This window comes from Haliea alexandrii, from assembly GCF_003719295.1.
GTDB classification, from domain to species: Bacteria; Pseudomonadota; Gammaproteobacteria; order Pseudomonadales; family Halieaceae; genus Haliea; species Haliea alexandrii.
On the sequence record NZ_RFLW01000001.1, the window covers coordinates 388,331 to 403,624 of the forward strand.

13 protein-coding genes are annotated in these 15,294 nt (G+C 60.7%); 6 read left to right on the forward strand and 7 right to left on the reverse strand.

Features of this window, described 5'->3' with window-relative positions; all coding sequences use genetic code 11:
* Positions 1-57: 57 nt before the first annotated feature.
* From EGJ68_RS01820 to EGJ68_RS01835, 4 genes are read right to left on the reverse strand one after another with little or no spacing between them, the layout of a single operon-like run.
* Positions 58-693 carry a hypothetical protein gene (locus EGJ68_RS01820; RefSeq protein WP_123032854.1) on the reverse strand — a complete coding sequence of 212 codons (636 nt, stop codon included), beginning with the start codon at positions 691-693 and terminating at the stop codon, positions 58-60.
* Positions 686-1,942 carry an AAA-type ATPase lid domain-containing protein gene (locus EGJ68_RS01825; RefSeq protein WP_123032855.1) on the reverse strand — a complete coding sequence of 419 codons (1,257 nt, stop codon included), beginning with the start codon at positions 1,940-1,942 and terminating at the stop codon, positions 686-688. Before EGJ68_RS01825 ends, EGJ68_RS01820 begins: the two co-directional genes overlap by 8 nt.
* 6 nt (positions 1,943-1,948) lie before the next feature.
* A complete protein-coding gene (locus EGJ68_RS01830) occupies positions 1,949-2,656 on the reverse strand; it encodes a TSCPD domain-containing protein (protein ID WP_123032856.1) in 708 nt (235 codons plus the stop codon).
* Between the two features lie 14 nt (positions 2,657-2,670).
* The gene (locus EGJ68_RS01835) at positions 2,671-4,818 is read right to left on the reverse strand and encodes an adenosylcobalamin-dependent ribonucleoside-diphosphate reductase (RefSeq protein WP_123032857.1); all 2,148 of its coding nucleotides are present in this window, start codon (positions 4,816-4,818) and stop codon (positions 2,671-2,673) included.
* 377 nt (positions 4,819-5,195) lie between these two features.
* On the opposite strand from EGJ68_RS01835, the gene EGJ68_RS01840 reads away from it, so the two are divergent.
* Positions 5,196-6,407, forward strand: a complete 1,212-nt coding sequence (locus tag EGJ68_RS01840; RefSeq protein ID WP_123032858.1) for a thiolase family protein — start codon at positions 5,196-5,198, stop codon at positions 6,405-6,407.
* Positions 6,408-6,409: 2 nt separating this feature from the next.
* Positions 6,410-6,811: a Zn-ribbon domain-containing OB-fold protein gene (locus EGJ68_RS01845; RefSeq protein ID WP_123032859.1), complete on the forward strand. Its 402-nt coding sequence runs from the start codon at positions 6,410-6,412 to the stop codon at positions 6,809-6,811.
* Position 6,812: 1 nt separating this feature from the next.
* Here the strand turns inward: EGJ68_RS01845 and EGJ68_RS01850 are convergent, their stop codons facing one another.
* Both EGJ68_RS01850 and EGJ68_RS01855 read right to left on the reverse strand, forming a co-directional pair.
* Positions 6,813-7,586 (reverse strand): sulfite exporter TauE/SafE family protein, encoded by a 774-nt coding sequence (locus EGJ68_RS01850; protein WP_123032860.1) that lies wholly within the window; start codon positions 7,584-7,586, stop codon positions 6,813-6,815.
* Positions 7,583-8,077: an MOSC domain-containing protein gene (locus tag EGJ68_RS01855; RefSeq protein WP_199227898.1), complete on the reverse strand. Its 495-nt coding sequence runs from the start codon at positions 8,075-8,077 to the stop codon at positions 7,583-7,585. Before EGJ68_RS01855 ends, EGJ68_RS01850 begins: the two co-directional genes overlap by 4 nt.
* A gap of 353 nt (positions 8,078-8,430) precedes the next feature.
* Between EGJ68_RS01855 and EGJ68_RS01860 the strand changes: the two genes are divergently transcribed.
* The 4 genes from EGJ68_RS01860 to EGJ68_RS01875 all read left to right on the forward strand — a co-directional run bounded on the left by EGJ68_RS01860 (position 8,431) and on the right by EGJ68_RS01875 (position 12,765).
* Positions 8,431-8,991, forward strand: a complete 561-nt coding sequence (locus EGJ68_RS01860) for an outer membrane protein (protein WP_158283453.1) — start codon at positions 8,431-8,433, stop codon at positions 8,989-8,991.
* A 221-nt stretch (positions 8,992-9,212) separates the two neighbouring features.
* Entirely contained in the window at positions 9,213-10,499 is a 1,287-nt protein-coding gene (locus tag EGJ68_RS01865) for a helix-turn-helix domain-containing protein (RefSeq protein ID WP_123032862.1), read from the forward strand.
* 411 nt (positions 10,500-10,910) lie between these two features.
* Positions 10,911-12,248 (forward strand): S41 family peptidase, encoded by a 1,338-nt coding sequence (locus EGJ68_RS01870; RefSeq protein ID WP_158283454.1) that lies wholly within the window; start codon positions 10,911-10,913, stop codon positions 12,246-12,248.
* 16 nt (positions 12,249-12,264) lie between these two features.
* Complete coding sequence (locus EGJ68_RS01875) at positions 12,265-12,765, forward strand: hypothetical protein (protein WP_158283455.1); 501 nt, start codon at positions 12,265-12,267, stop codon at positions 12,763-12,765.
* A 27-nt stretch (positions 12,766-12,792) separates the two neighbouring features.
* Here the strand turns inward: EGJ68_RS01875 and gyrB are convergent, their stop codons facing one another.
* On the reverse strand, positions 12,793-15,210 hold the full coding sequence (gene gyrB / locus EGJ68_RS01880; RefSeq protein ID WP_123032865.1) for a DNA topoisomerase (ATP-hydrolyzing) subunit B: 2,418 nt from the start codon (positions 15,208-15,210) through the stop codon (positions 12,793-12,795).
* Positions 15,211-15,294 lie beyond the last annotated feature (84 nt).

Genomic DNA, 15,294 nt, shown 5'->3' on the forward strand with positions numbered 1-15,294 from the left:
CGCGACTGCAAGCACTAATTTGCCTTTTTTCGGTAAAAGGCGCAGCTCGCGGACGTTTCAGGAGGATTCCGGGAAAAGCACGCTGCGAAACGGCTCCATGTGGCCGGCCTGGAAGTCTTCCCACTCGTAGACATTGAATTGCTGCATGAGCTTGAGGCAGCGCTGGAAGACCAGGTCGGCATCGTAGCTGGAGGGGGGAATGGCATACTGTTCTGTCAGCAGGGCAAAGATGCGCGAGGCGATGTCGCGGCGCCCGCGGTCCTCGCGGTACAGCAGGTGTTCGACGGGTGAGCCCACAATAGGCGAGCCGTAGACGAGAAACGCCTCCCAGCGCAACGCGTCGTGTTCCGGCCCCAGCTGCGCGACCAGCAGCTTGACCAGCCGGCGCAGTTCCGCGCGGTCGGGCAGCTGGTCCTGCTGCAGCCAGCGGCGCACTTCGAGCTCTTTCCACGCCGGATTGATCGCGAGCACACCAAGCACACGGCCTTCGATACGCGCAGGCACCACGGCCGCCAGATCCAGCAACAAATTGAGCCGTGCGGAAAAACCCAGAGGGGGGGCAAGCGGCTCCTCACCCAGTGCGGCGAACGCGCTCGCGAGTGCCGCCGGCGTCGGGCGCTCGCTGCCCGGTGTGAACTCCGGCGCGTTGCTGCCGGTGGTAGGCGCGCTGTGGACCCGCGGCTTTCTAACCATGGGCCACCGCCTGCGCAGCGTGACCTTGCGCCTGCAAGCGCCGACTGTAAGTCGGGCGGGAGACCCCGAGCAGGTCGGCGCGCTGCGCCATGGTCGCCTGCTCACGGCAGTCTTCGAGCAGCGCCAGCAACAGCGCCTCGGCTTCGTCGAGCGGACTGTTTCCGCCCTGGCCCAGGCCGCGCACCCAGTCCGTTACCAGGCGAGCGGGCTCCATCCACGCCGCGCAGCTGCTGCGCTGCGCCTGGCGGCCTTCGATACCCGGGCGCCAGCGCGACAGCTTGCGCCGCGGCACCTGCAGGAAACTGGCCGCAAGCCCGCGGTCGCCGGCGTACCGACCCAGCGCGGCAAGCACCACCTCGTCCTGCAGCCAGCTCCCGAGGGGCAGAGCCTGTTCATTGTGCACACACTGCTGCAACAGATCAGCCAGGGCCTGCCTCAGCTCTTCCAGCGCACTCGGCGTGTAGCTTTCCGTCTCGCGGTCGCGCCGCCGCAGGGGTGAAGCCACGCCGGCACTGCGCGAGCGGTCACCAAGCGCCAGCTTCAGTTCCACGGGCGTCAGCCACGCACCGCCGGGGCGACGCTCCAGCGCGTGCACCACGCGCTGGCGGATCTCGCTGATATTGCCGTGCCAGGGGTGTTCACGCAGCGCCTGCTCCGCTTCCGGCGTAAAGCCCTTGACCACCACATTGCGCAGGGCGCACTCCTGAGCAAGGATCTTGTGTGCCCAGCGCAGAATGGCCTGCTGGCGGTGGCGCATGGGCGGCACCCGGATCGGGTAGGCCGCGAATACACTCGCCAGCCGCGGTTGCAACTCGCCGCTGGCGAGCAGGTTGCTGAGGCTATCCGGAAACAACGCCACGAAACGCATGGCGGGCAGGTAGGTGGGCGGCTCACTGTCCAGAACCTGACGCGTCGCAATCTGGCGAGCAAGGCGCAGCTGGGCATCGGCGCTCATCAACTGGGGCGATTTGAACACCAGGGTTTTCCCCGCACCGCCCTGCAGGGCGTGGCGTATGCGGCGATTGGCATCGTCACGGTTGCGGAATTCGCGGCAGTCGATGGCGACCAGCGTGTCCGGGCTCAACCCTGCGCGCGTATGGAAAATGCGCGCGATGTACATTTTACCGGTGCCGCGTGCTCCCACGATTGCCACCGGCGTGTCAGTACGTGCGAGAAACGCCGCCTGGTCAACCGCGCCCTCCATGTTGTCGAGAACATAGCCATCCAGGTTGTCGCCCCGCCCCGGCAAGCGCGGTTACCCGCACTTGGAATCGGCACAGTTGAGACAGGTCATGCAGCCGTCCATCAACACCACGGCCTGGGTGTTGCACTTGTAACAGAGGCTGGCACCGGGCGGGAAGGCGGGTGCATCGCCTGCCGCATCGTCCGCGGCCCCATTGGCGCTCTCGCCCATGAGCTCGCGGCGTTTTTCCTCGAGGAACGTCTGCTGGTGTTCGTCCAGCTTGCTGTCGATAAGGCCGATGTGCTTCATGTGGTCTTCGATGGCATAGCCAATCTCCGCCACAATCGATGGCATGAACACGCCGCCTTTCTTGAAGTAGCCGCCGCGCGGATCGAACACCGCCTTCAACTCCTCTACCAGGAAGGTGGCATCGCCGCCTTTACGGAATACCGCGGAAATCAGGCGGGTGAGGGCAACCACCCACTGGAAGTGTTCCATGTTCTTGGAGTTGATGAACACCTCGAAGGGCCGGCGCAGCTCATGCTCGGTACCCTCATTGAGAATCACGTCGTTCACCGTGATGTACAGGGCATGCTCGGACATCGGCGTCTTGACCTTGTACGTCGACCCCACAAGACGCTCGGGACGCTGGAATGCCTCGTGCATGTGTACCACGTTGCTGGCCGGCACGGCCTCGCGATCACCGGACACCGGTTCCGGCGTCGCGCCCTTGGGCACCACTTTGTAGCCTACTATTTTGCTGCCAATTTTGACCGTCATCGCTGTCTCCGGGCTCAGAACTTGCCGTAATAACCTTCTTTCAGGGCATCGAACAGATTCGCGGCCGTGTGCATTTCGCCGTCGTACTCCACCTGCTCGTTGCCTTTCAGCTCCACCGTGGAACCATCCGCCAGCGTGAACTGGTAGAGCGTATTCTCGAGGTCCTGCTCTTTTACCAGCACGCCCTGGAATGCCTCAGGGTTGAAGCGGAACGTGGTACAACCCTTCAAGCCCTCACCGTGGGCATACAGGTAGATGTCTTTGAAATCCTCGAAGGGATAGTCCGTGGGAACGTTCGCGGTTTTGGAGATGGAGGAGTCCACCCACTTTTGCGCCGCCGCCTGAATATCCACGTGCTGCTTGGGGGTCACGGCGTCGGCGACGATAAAGTAGTCGGGGAGCTTCTCCTCGTCGCGCTCGCTGTAGGGCATGGCGCGGGGGTTCACCAGGCTGCGATAGGCCAGCAGTTCGAAGGAGAACACGTCCACTTTTTCCTTTGTCTTGCGCCCGGAGCGAATCACGTTGCGGGCGTAGTGGTGCGCGAAGCTGGGTTCGATGCCATTGCTGGCGTTATTTGCCAGCGACAATGAAATGGTGCCCGTGGGCGCTATCGACGAGTGATGGGTAAAGCGCGCACCGCGCTCCGCCACGCGCTCCACCAGCTCCGGCGCCACCGCGGCAACGCGCTGCATGTAGCGGCTGTAACGCGCATGCAGGACCCGTCCTGGCAGGCGGTCACCCACAGCAATGCCGTCACGCTGCATTTCCGGGCGCGCCGCGAGCATTTCAGGGGTGACCTCGAACAGGTCGTCCATGATCGGCGCAGGGCCTTTTTCCTCGGCCAGTTGCACACCCTGTTCCCAACCCACCAGCGCCATTTCCCGCGCCACTTCTTCGGTGAAGGTCAGGGAGTCTTCATCGCCGTAGCACATGCCGAGCATGGTGATGGTGGACCCCAGCCCCAGGAAACCCATACCGTGACGACGCTTGTAGGCGATCTCGTGACGCTGCTGCTCCAGCGGCAGGCCGTTGATCTCCACCACGTTGTCGAGCATGCGGGTAAACACAGCGACCACATCGCGATAGCGATCCCAGTCAAACCGGGCCTGGTCGGTGAACGGGTCCAGCACCAGGCGGGTCAGGTTGATGGACCCCAGCAGGCAGCTGCCGTAGGGGGGGAGGGGTTGTTCGCCACAGGGATTGGTCGCACGGATATCTTCCAGCCACCAATTGTTGTTCATCTGGTTGACGCGGTCGATGAGAATAAAGCCCGGCTCGGCGAAGTCGTAGGTCGAGGCCATGATCATGTCCCACAGCCGGCGCGCCGGAACCGTCTTGTAGATGCGGCAGGCCACCTCACCGCGGTCATTGCTGACATAACCCTGGGTAACCGGGAAGTGCCGCCACAAAATACTGCTGTCGTTTTCCAGGTCGAGCCCGTCGCCCTCCACTTCTTTCACGGTCATGGGGAAGCTCAGCGCCCAGTCCGCCTCAGCCTTCACCGCTTCGATAAACTCATCGGTAATCAGCAGGCTCAGGTTGAACTGCCGCAGCCGGCCGTCTTCGCGCTTGGCGCGAATAAAGTCCATTACATCGGGGTGGTGGATATCGAACGTGCCCATCTGGGCGCCGCGACGCCCGCCAGCCGAGGACACGGTAAAGCACATGCGGTCGTAGATATCCATGAAGGACAGGGGGCCAGAGGTGTAGGCCCCGGCACCACTCACGTAGGCACCGCGCGGACGCAGGGTGGAGAATTCGTAGCCGATGCCACAGCCCGCCTTGAGCGTCATGCCCGCTTCGTGGTTTTTCTGCAGGATGTCATCCATGGAGTCGGTGATGTTGCCGGACACCGTGCAGTTGATGGTGGAGGTCGCAGGCTTGTAGGCCTCAGCACCGGCATTGGAAATGATGCGGCCGGCGGGCAGTGCCCCATTCTGCAGGGCCCAAAGGAAGCGCTGGTACCACTGTTTGCGCGCGGCGTCGGTGTCTTCCACGTCCGCCAGTGCACGGGCGATGCGTTTCAGGGTATCGGCGATGTCCTTGTCGACCGGCTCGCCATTGCGATCCTGGAGGCGGTATTTCTTGTCCCAGATATCCAGCGATGCGTCCTGCAACCCGATATCAACCACCGTATGTAACGCCTTGACCACTTCTCCCATGACCTCTTCCCCGTGTGTGCTGGCAGCGCTACTAGTGTGCGGGAAGGCGGCGGCCAAGAGCAAGGCAAAAGCCCCATATGGCGGGCACTTTTTTAGGCCGGACACCAGATATAGTGTTGCGCGGGGTGGACAGACTGGCCGGAATCGACTGCTTTACCGGCGCATAGTCCACAGGACCGCCGCCCTGCGCCATGCGCGAAATCAAGAAAACGGCGCCCCGCGGGCCGCGGCTGGTTTTCTCCATGATCGGTTCATTGCGCCAAGCCGCCTGCGCTTTTTCCTGCTCCGCTACGCCCGCAGGGCTTGGGTGGCGTGCGCTTCTGTCCCATCATGCCCGACAGAGTCAACCGCGATGTACAACGGGAGGGGAGGCGCGAGTGAGTTTGACAGGCAAGGCGGCGATTGTGGGCTGTGCCCAGTATCGGCCGGAAAAATACGCAACCGCGCCACAGATGTTTCACCTTGAGCAGATGGCGGACCTGGCACGCCTGGCATTGATTGATGCCGGGCTGACACTGCAGGACATCGACGGTCTGGCGGTGAACGGCGCGCATTTCAACGAGGCCACTGCCTTCGTGCCAGCGGTGGTGGCAGAGTACCTGGGGTTGCAGGTTGGCTTCGCCGAGACGGTGGACCTTGGCGGTACCAGTGCCGTGGCCATGGCCTGGCGCGCGGCCGCCGCCATTCAGCTCGGGCTGTGCCGCGCCGTTCTCTGCGTGATACCCGGGCGCCTCACGCCGCCGGACCCGGACGCCGACCCTGCCGCCTTCGCGGCGGCGATGCAGCTGGGCGGCCACAGCCAGCGCTTTGGTGCACCCGAGGCGGAGTTTGACCTGCCTTATGGGCACCTGGGCCAGAATACCGGCTACGCCATGATCGCCCAGCAGTATGCACACCGCTACGGCTACGATGCCGCCGCCATGGCAGGTATCGCCGTGGCCCAGCGCAGCAACGCGCAGGCGAACCCGGAAGCGCTGTTCCATGGGCATCCCATCACGGTGGACGATGTGCTGAACAGCAAGGTGGTGGCAGACCCACTGCACCTGCTTGAAATCGTCATGCCCGTTGCCGGGGGTGCCGCGTTTATCGTCGCCAGCGACGACCTGGCGCGCGATTGCCGCCATCGGCCCGTGCGCATTCGCGGTTGCGGCGAACAGCTGGACTTCAAATCACCCAGCTACGCCCGGGACATGACAGTGACACCCATAGCCCGCGCGGCACAGCGCGCGTTCGGCATGGCGGGGCTGACGCCCGCCGATATGGACATGGCGCAAATCTACGACTGCTACACCATCACCGTGCTGCTTAGCCTGGAGGATGCCGGATTCTGCGGCAAGGGTGAAGGCATGGCGTTTCTGCGCGAGCACGATCTCACCTGGCGCGGCGATTTCCCCCTCAACACCCACGGCGGCCAGCTGTCCTTCGGTCAGGCGGGCGCTGCCGGTGGCATGTCGCAGCTGATCGAAGCGGTCACCCAGATCCGCGGAGATGCCGGCGAACGCCAACTGCGAAAACACGATACCGCCTTCGTCTCCGGCACGGGAGGCGTGATGAGTGAGCAGGGTGCACTGATCCTGACAGGAGCCTGAAGATGAACGCAATGATCCCCCGGGCCACCGACATTAGCCGGCCATTCTGGGATGGCTTGCGCGAGCAACGCATCCTCATCCCGCGCTGCCAGCGCTGCAGCGGCTGGGTCTTTTATCCGCGTCGCCACTGCACACATTGCGCCTCGCATGACCTGGCGTGGACGCCGGTATCCGGCGCGGCAACCCTGTGCTCCTTCACCATCGCACGGGTCCCCACGCTGCCCGGATTCACCGGCCCCGATCCGCAGAACCTCGCCATCGTTACGTTCAGCGAGGGGTTCAACATGAACAGCGCGCTGACCGGCGTGGCACCAGACGACATGTGGATTGGTATGCCGCTCAGGCCTGTATTTGACACCATGAACGACGCGGGTCACACCCGCCTGTTGTTCACGGCTGCCTGAGCTACACCGGCAAACCCGAGGCACTGCCGAGCAACGCATCGACCGCCTGCCACAGCAGGCGCAAGGCCAAAACGGTCAACACGACATTGAGCAGGCGGCTAAAACGCCGGTCGCTGATGGCGCCCAGCAGACGCACCCCCAGCCAGGTGCCCGCAAAGCCCGCGGCGATCATCGCCAGGGCGAACCCCAGCCAGTCGCGGAAAATAAAGCCGGCGGCGCCGAACACCAGCAACTTCGGGGCGTGCTGCAGCACCATGGCGAGCGCAAAGGTCGCCACCGTGCGGTACCGGTCTGTCTGGGTCTGCTTCACGAAGGCGGCTACCAACGGCCCGGTTGCGCCGACGAACAGACTGGCGAAACTGGTGAGGGCGGCGGCCGCAAAGGTGCCCGTGGCCCCCAGCGCAGCGCGGGGCAGAGGCGGGCCCCAGCAGAGGTACAACACGAACAGGCCAATGGTGAGCTGCCAGATCGCGGCGGGCAAGCTGACCAGCAGCAGTGCGCCCGCCAGCACACCCAGGGCAACACCCGGCGCGAATGCGCGCAGCAAGCGCCAATCGACATGCCGCCAGGTGAGTGCGGCCCGTCCGCCGTTGGAGCCGAGCTGGATGAGCCCGTGCACGGGAATGATGATGGCGGGCGGCAGCCACAGTGCCAGCAACAACAGCAACAGCACGCCACCGCCGGCACCCAGCGTTGCGGTCAAGAGTGAGGTCAGAGTGGAGCAACCCAGCAGCAGGACGGTTGTGGCAACATCAAGCCCGGGCGGAATGATCACGTCAGCTGCAGGGTGCCCTGTGCGGGTGCCGGCGCAAACCGGCCCTGTTGCCCCACCTCCAATGCGCCATCACTCAACACGCGACAGCACACGCCCCCTCGCCAGTCTGGCCTGAGCGCCGCCTGCAGACCCTGATAGGCGGCGTCCATGCGCCGACAGGGGTCCGTCTCGCGGGTTATCTCCAGGGTGAGGCTGCCAAAGTGCAGCAATTGGCCCACCGACTCCGGCCCGAACACCACACCGCTTACCAGGAGGTTGGCGCGGCGCTGCGTCCAGGGGAGCACAGTACCGAGCTCCGCGCAGGCCGCTTCCCAGCTTTCCAGGCTGAGCACGGTGACCTGGCGTTTGCCGGGGCGGCCACGAGCGTCACCCTGAACACCCGCGCGACAGGTGACAGGGGCGCTGGACAGGCTTGCCATCGGCGCGGCAGAGCGTTCACGGATAGCAATTCCACACAATTCAATTGGGACGATGGCAAGCGACGCTGTCATGACCACTCCGATGGTAAACGCTTGAGTCCTGAAGACGGACCGGAGGCCTATTGTGGTCTGCAAACTGGGGCAATGGAAGCTGTCGCCCACCCTGACAACCTTGGGCCACCGGAGGGAGAGGATACGTGCGCGGTCCGCCCAGTTTCCCCGGGAAGATAGGTACGAACCTGTAAGTCCATACCTCTCAGTATCAACAAAAGGGTTCGATCTCTCAGGTCAGGACGCTCTGCCGCGAGTTTCCATGAACACTGTGCGTTCGCATCAGGACCGAAGGCGTCGACAGACCACACCAGCCGACGCGGTCCTGAACCGGTACACATGTTCACACAACATTGACAGAGGAGATGACCGCTATGAAAAACGACTGTTTACTCCAAAGAACGGCGCTGGCTGTGCTGATTCTGGGCTACAGCACAGTGGGGATGGCTCAGGATTGGTCGAGCAGCATTGCTTTGGCTCTGGGACAAAAGCAATTGAAAAGCCGCGACTGGGAGCAGGCCGACGAGCAAGACAGCATAGGCCTTATCATGGACTTTCAGCGCAATAACTTGCCTTTTTCCATCGCCGTTGATGTCCTCGCCAGCGGCGTTGATAAAAGCGGCAGCGCTGACCCGTACGAAGGATACACGGCAGAATTACACCTTGGTCTGCGGCGTAGCCTTGCTCTGGGTAACAGTGGATTTCAGGTCTACGGCGGTGCCGGCATGGCATTAGGCCATGCAGAAATTGAACTGACAAACCCATTACGCTCGGGCGATGGGCGCGGTGTCGGCTACTGGGCAGGCGCAGGGCTGCGCTATGAGATCAGTTCGCGCTTCTCCCTGGGCGCCGACCTCCGACAGTCGGCGATTGACATAAACGGCACTGCCACTGGGGGACGCCAATTCAGTTTCACCTTCATCTACACCCTTTAGCAAGTCGTGGGTGGCAACATTGCCACAACAACCACACGGTAGCTGAGGGTGGCCCTGGAACAGGCACAGGGATTCAAATAAAAATAACGATCAATGCCTGACAGACAGCTCGCCGCACCAACACCCTGCGTGATCTCGATGCAACGGCCCATGTGAGAGGCAAAGGTCTGTTCGACGATACTCAATCGCACCCAGTTCTTTTACAATTGGTACTCGCCGGTATGGCAACAGCAATGACGTGTCGCCAACGGAACACAAAAAGCGGTGCTTCGCGCGGCAATCAGCTGTCTACAGTTCCGGGGGCCTACCAAACCGTGATTCAAGCACTACCCATTCTGTACGTACTCGCGGCGGGGCAGGGCATCTTTCTCGCCTTTACGCTGATCACCACGCGTAATGGGAATACTCGAGCGAATCGATACCTCGCGGCGTACATGCTGGTTTTCGTTTGCGCGCTCGTCGACTACGCCCTTGATACCGCGGGACTCACGCGCGACTACATCTGGCTGCGCACTCTGCTTTGGCCAAAAGAATTTCTCTACGGTGTGTTGATTTACCTCTACTGTCGCGAAATGACACAACCAGGCCTACCACAGTCACTATCTTTGCGGATCGCACTCTGGGGGCCACCATTTTTACACTGCTGTGCGGCGTGGCCTCTGCTCTGGCTGCGCCCAGAATTACAATATGCGATTCTCACGAGCGAGGGTGGCCTACCCGATTTTTACACTCTTTGGCAGCTGCTACTCGGAGACATCGAGCTGTTTGTCACTATCGCGCATCTTTCGTTGTTGTTGCTCTTGAGTATTCGTCTGCTGATCAACCACAGGCGCCATGTGCTGGAGTCCTGTTCGAACACGGAGAAGGTCAGCCTGGACTGGTTGCGCAACATCTTGTTGGGCACACTGGTTGTCTACCTGGTGTGGCTGATGGAAGAGTTTTTCACGTCGAGCCTGGTTTTGCGTCATGAAAATTTGGATGTCGCCCTCGGCTTGAGTATGGTCTGTTTGATTTATGCGCTTGGCTGGCTGGGCATTCGCCAACCCAGAGTGTTTATCCAGCCCATACCAATGGTGATCGATGCAACGAACACACCGCCCATCGTTGCAAGCAACCCGCCGGCGGGAGCCACCGAGAGCGGCAAATATGCCCGTTCGGCGCTGTCCGAAGAACTGGCCGAGGCGCTGATTGAAGAAGCGCAGCTTGCAATGGTAAACAAGAGCCTCTACCTCAGTCCGACCCTTTCGCTGGCCGAATTGGCAGACAACTTGTCAGTGTCGACCAACTACCTCTCTCAGGCAATCAACCAGAAGTTGGGACAGAACTTTTTCGACTTTGTGAATGCATATCGAATAGAGCATACGCTGACTCGTCTTAAAAACAGTAATGACTCCGTGTTAAGCATTGCAATGGACGCAGGCTTTAACAGCAAATCTGCATTCTATGCCGCGTTTCGCAAACATAAAGGCCTCACCCCCGGCGCTTATCGAAACCGACAGCCGACCTGAACCCATCCATCTCGCCACACTCGGCAAACTCGCATCGGTTTCTCGAGAGTATCAGGAACCGCGCGCAGCCCGATAACCCATTGTTTTAATTAGTGTTTTTTTGCTGCGAGTCGTGCTGACCTGTAAGGCTGCACTGACACCCTTCACAAAAATAGTTCGATCTCTCAGGTTCGGACGAATTCCTCAAGGTTTATATAAAAACTATCGGAGTCGGCGGTACTCACATCCAGAAACGACCAACCTTGAGGTCACGAAATGCGAAACACACCACGAACAACATTAACGACGATATTCCTTGGCTCCATTCTTGGTGCCTGCGGCGGCTCTGGCGGCGGTGCAATAGTGCAAAACCCCGGGGCGCCCGACCCGTCTCCGAGCCCCGACTCAACGATTACGGAAAAGTACCGGGGAGTGTGGCGGGCGGATGCGTATGGCCGCGCGCTGGAGATCACTAGCGACAGCCTCCGCCTCTACGACTTTACGAGCGAATACTGCTTGCTCGCAGTCGATGAGACGGATGTCAATTTAGCGGATATCGAAGGCCTGTTCCGCATCGCAGCCGGTCAGCTAGAAGACTTCGGAAGCAATGGAACGGCAACATTTTCTGCACCCGGCACGCTCTATGATTCTGTCACTGATCTGCCAGCGGTCTGCGCGGATAGCGTACTTCCCGGTCCTGACGGCCGTGGGTACCAGCGCAACCCGGAACGAGAACTGGCGATCTTCTATCAACTTGTGAATGAGCTTTCCATCTACCCAGAGCTGCGCGAGCGCGATGTTCTGAGCCTCTACACAGAACAGGCGGCACTGTTGAGCGATCAGAGTAGCGACGATGATCTCGCCGAGGCGCTGTTTCAGCTCGTGGCCCCCTTTGCAGACATTCACATGACGGTAGAAGGTGACTTTGGTGCGATTAAGGTACTCAACAAACCGACCCTGGTCACTCTGCTTTTTAATGAGTGGCTTGAACTGGAGGGCGCACTGCCTCCGTTGTCACAGCAACAGGTTCAATCTGCGAACGCTTATATTGACGGGCAACTGGAACTGGACCGCAGTATTACACTTTCCTACCTGTCGGAGCAGACAACCGTTCGCAGTGCGGCAAACGGGCTTGTTCACTGGTCGAGCGCGGACAACGTCGGTTATCTCGCCATTGACGCCATGCTGGGTTTTGCTGATAGCAACGACAATGGTGCGGAATTGTCCGCGGTTGATGCTGCAATGGATCAAGTTCTCGACGATCTTCAGGATGTCGAAGCGCTCGTTGTGGATATCCGCCGGAACGGCGGGGGAAAGGACTTCGTAAGTCTCGCCATTGCGAGTCGTTTTGCTGCCAATAATACCCTGGTTTACCGCAAGCAGGCCCGTCTGGGACAGACGCGTACCCCATTGCGGGATATCCATATTTCCCCTCGCGGATCTCGCCAGTACCTTGGGCCGGTATTTCTCCTGACTAGCGCTACCACGGCGAGCGCGGCGGAAACCTTCACACTTGCCATGCGCGCCTTACCGCAAGTCACTGTTATTGGCGAAGCCACGCAAGGTGGTCTTTCAGACCAACTGGACAAGCGTCTGGGCAACGGCTGGAGTGCGTCGGTAGCCAACGAATTCTACGTGTCTCCAGAGGGAGAACTGTTCGAAACGCGGGGCATACCGGTGGATATCGCGGTTCCACAGTTCAGCCGCGAGGCCAGGCTGAGCGCGGTAGATGCGGGGCTCGAAGCCGTTATCGCAAGATTGAATGATTAGTCCAGGGGAGCGGGTGATGCAAACACAAAACGCGCGAAGAATGTTAAGTGTGCTGCTGCTGGTTTCAGCGATCGCACTGTCATCGCTGGTTCCGGGCGGTCCCATCGAGAACCGTGATTTTTCACACATGGCGCCAGCGACTCTGCTGTTGTTCAACATTTTCCTGACGGCTCTGGGTTTGGGCAGCTTTTTAGTGGTCGTCGGGCTATTGCGCGGAATGAGCCGCGCCTGGCCCTTGAGCTTTTGGGCGGCTGCAAGTTATCTGACAATTTATATCGCAGATCTCATGGGGTGGTTTCCTCAGTCACCGACCCCCATGTCCCCGGCCCTTGTTACCGTCGAGGGACTTGGTGTCGTGTTGGCGTTGTCGATGCTGTGGATTAGCTCACACCATGGCCCGGAAACCCACAGCCTATCTGAAGAGCCGTCACTCAACCTCGGGGCGGGCTTTTGGCTCGCCATGAGCGCCCTTGCGCTGGGTATCGTGATTTTTGCGACCTCTTCGGCGACTGGGTAACCTCATAACCGACAACTGCCGGACCCACTACACATCCAAATTCGCCACCGACAGCGCATTCTCCTCGATGAACTCACGCCGGGGCTCCACATGGTCGCCCATCAGTGTGGTAAAGATCTGGTCCGCCGCGATGGCATCCTCGATCGTTACCTGCAGCATGCGGCGCGCTTCCGGGTCCATGGTGGTTTCCCACAGCTGCTCCGGGTTCATTTCACCCAGGCCCTTGTAGCGCTGGATGTTATAGCCCTTGCGCGCTTCCGCCATCAACCAGGTGAGGCCTTCCTCGAAACTGCGGGTGGGGAAAGTCTTCTCGCCGCGCTGGAAGTAACCGTCTTCATCGATCAGCGTGTTCAGGGTTTCACCCAGCGCGACCAGGCTGCGGTATTCACCGGAAGAGAAGAACTCGTGCCGGTACTCGGTTTCCGTTTCCACACCGTGTGCCAACAGCTTCACCACGGGGTAGTGGGTCTGCCGCTCCTGATCGCGCCGCACGCTGACCGTGTATAGAGCTCCCTTGGGCGCCACTGTTTGTAAGCACTCACTTAAACTCTCAGCAAAGGCGATCACAGCGGCCTCGTCGCGCATTTGGTCGAGGGTCAGGCTGGCGCCGTAGACCATCTGCCAGAGCACCGGCGGGGCATACAGGCGGCCCAGGCGGTCAATGGTGGCCGCGACCTTGCGGAACCGCTCCACCAGCTCTTCCAGGCCCGTGCCAGTAATGGGGGGTGCCTCGGGGTTTACCACAATAGCTGCACCGTCCAGAGCAGCCTGGGTCAGGTAGCGGTTGAGTGCCTCATCATCTTTCAGGTACTGGCCCTGTTTGCCGCGCGAAATCTTGTACAGCGGCGGCTGGGCGATGAAGATATGCCCGCGCTCAATGAGTTCGCGCATCTGGCGGAAGAAGAAGGTCAGCAGCAGCGTGCGGATGTGGGAACCATCGACGTCCGCATCGGTCATGATGATGATGCTGTGGTAACGCAGCTTCTCCGGGTTGAACTCGTCCTTGCCGATACCACAGCCCAGCGCCGTGACAATCGTGCCGACTTCGGCTGAACCCAACATCTTGTCAAACCGGGCCTTCTCGACGTTGAGGATCTTGCCCTTGAGGGGAAGAATCGCCTGGAATTTGCGGTTGCGGCCCTGCTTCGCAGAGCCACCGGCCGAGTCGCCCTCTACCAGATAAATTTCCGACAGCGCCGGGTCCTTTTCCTGACAGTCGGCGAGCTTGCCTGGCAGGCCGGCAATATCCAAAGCCCCCTTGCGCCGCGTCATCTCGCGGGCCTTGCGCGCCGCTTCCCGCGCGCGAGCCGCATCGAGCATCTTGCCGACAACGGCACGGGCTTCACCGGGGTTTTCCAGCAGGTAGTCGTTGAAGTAGGTGTTCATCGCCTGCTCAACGGCTGTCTTCACCTCGGAGGACACCAGCTTGTCCTTGGTTTGCGAGGAAAACTTGGGGTCTGGCACTTTCACCGAGATGATCGCAGTCAGACCTTCCCTGGCATCGTCGCCGGTGGTGGACACCTTGGCCTTCTTCGCCATGCCCTCGCGTTCGATATAGCTGTTCAGACTGCGGGTGAGCGCGGCGCGGAAGCCCGCCAGGTGGGTGCCTCCGTCGCGCTGGGGGATGTTGTTGGTGTAGCAGAAGATGTTTTCTGCAAAGGCATCATTCCACTGCAGCGCCACCTCAACCCCAATCCCGTCCTCCAGATCCACCTGAAAGTGAAACGGCTTGTTCACCACGGTCTTGTTGTTGTTCAGATAATCGACGAAGGCGCGCAGACCTCCATCGTACTGGTAGTTCTCCTCGCGGCCCGAGCGCTCATCTTTCAGGCGAATATTGACACCGGAGTTGAGGAAAGCCAGTTCGCGCAGGCGTTTAGCCAGCTGGTCAAAGTGGAAGAGAATGTTGGTAAAGGTATCGGGGGAGGGGTGAAACCGTACCGATGTGCCCGTACCTTCCGTATCCCCGATAACCGCCAGCGGTGCCTGGGGCACGCCGTGGTGGTAGATCTGCTCGTAGCGCTTGCCCTCGCGGCGAATGGTCAGCACCAGCTCCCGAGACAGCGCGTTGACCACTGACACACCTACGCCGTGCAGGCCCCCAGAGACCTTGTAGGTGTTGTCGTCGAACTTGCCGCCCGCGTGCAGCACGGTCATGATCACTTCCGCGGCGGAAACACCTTCCTCGTGCATTTCCGTGGGAATACCACGGCCATCGTCACTCACGGTGACCGACTCATCCGGATGAATCACGATATCCACCCGGCTGCAGTGTCCTGCCAGAGCCTCATCGATAGAGTTATCCACGAGCTCAAATACCATGTGGTGAAGGCCGGTGCCATCGTCTGTATCGCCGATATACATGCCCGGACGCTTGCGGACCGCATCAAGGCCCTTCAGGACCTTGATACTGGAGGAATCGTAGTTTTGCTCGTTGTCTGTCATTGGATAACTCTCTTCTCTCTGCTACCGACGCGCCACTGCACACTCGGCTTATAATTTCGACGCCAGATCCTGGAGCGCGCCGTC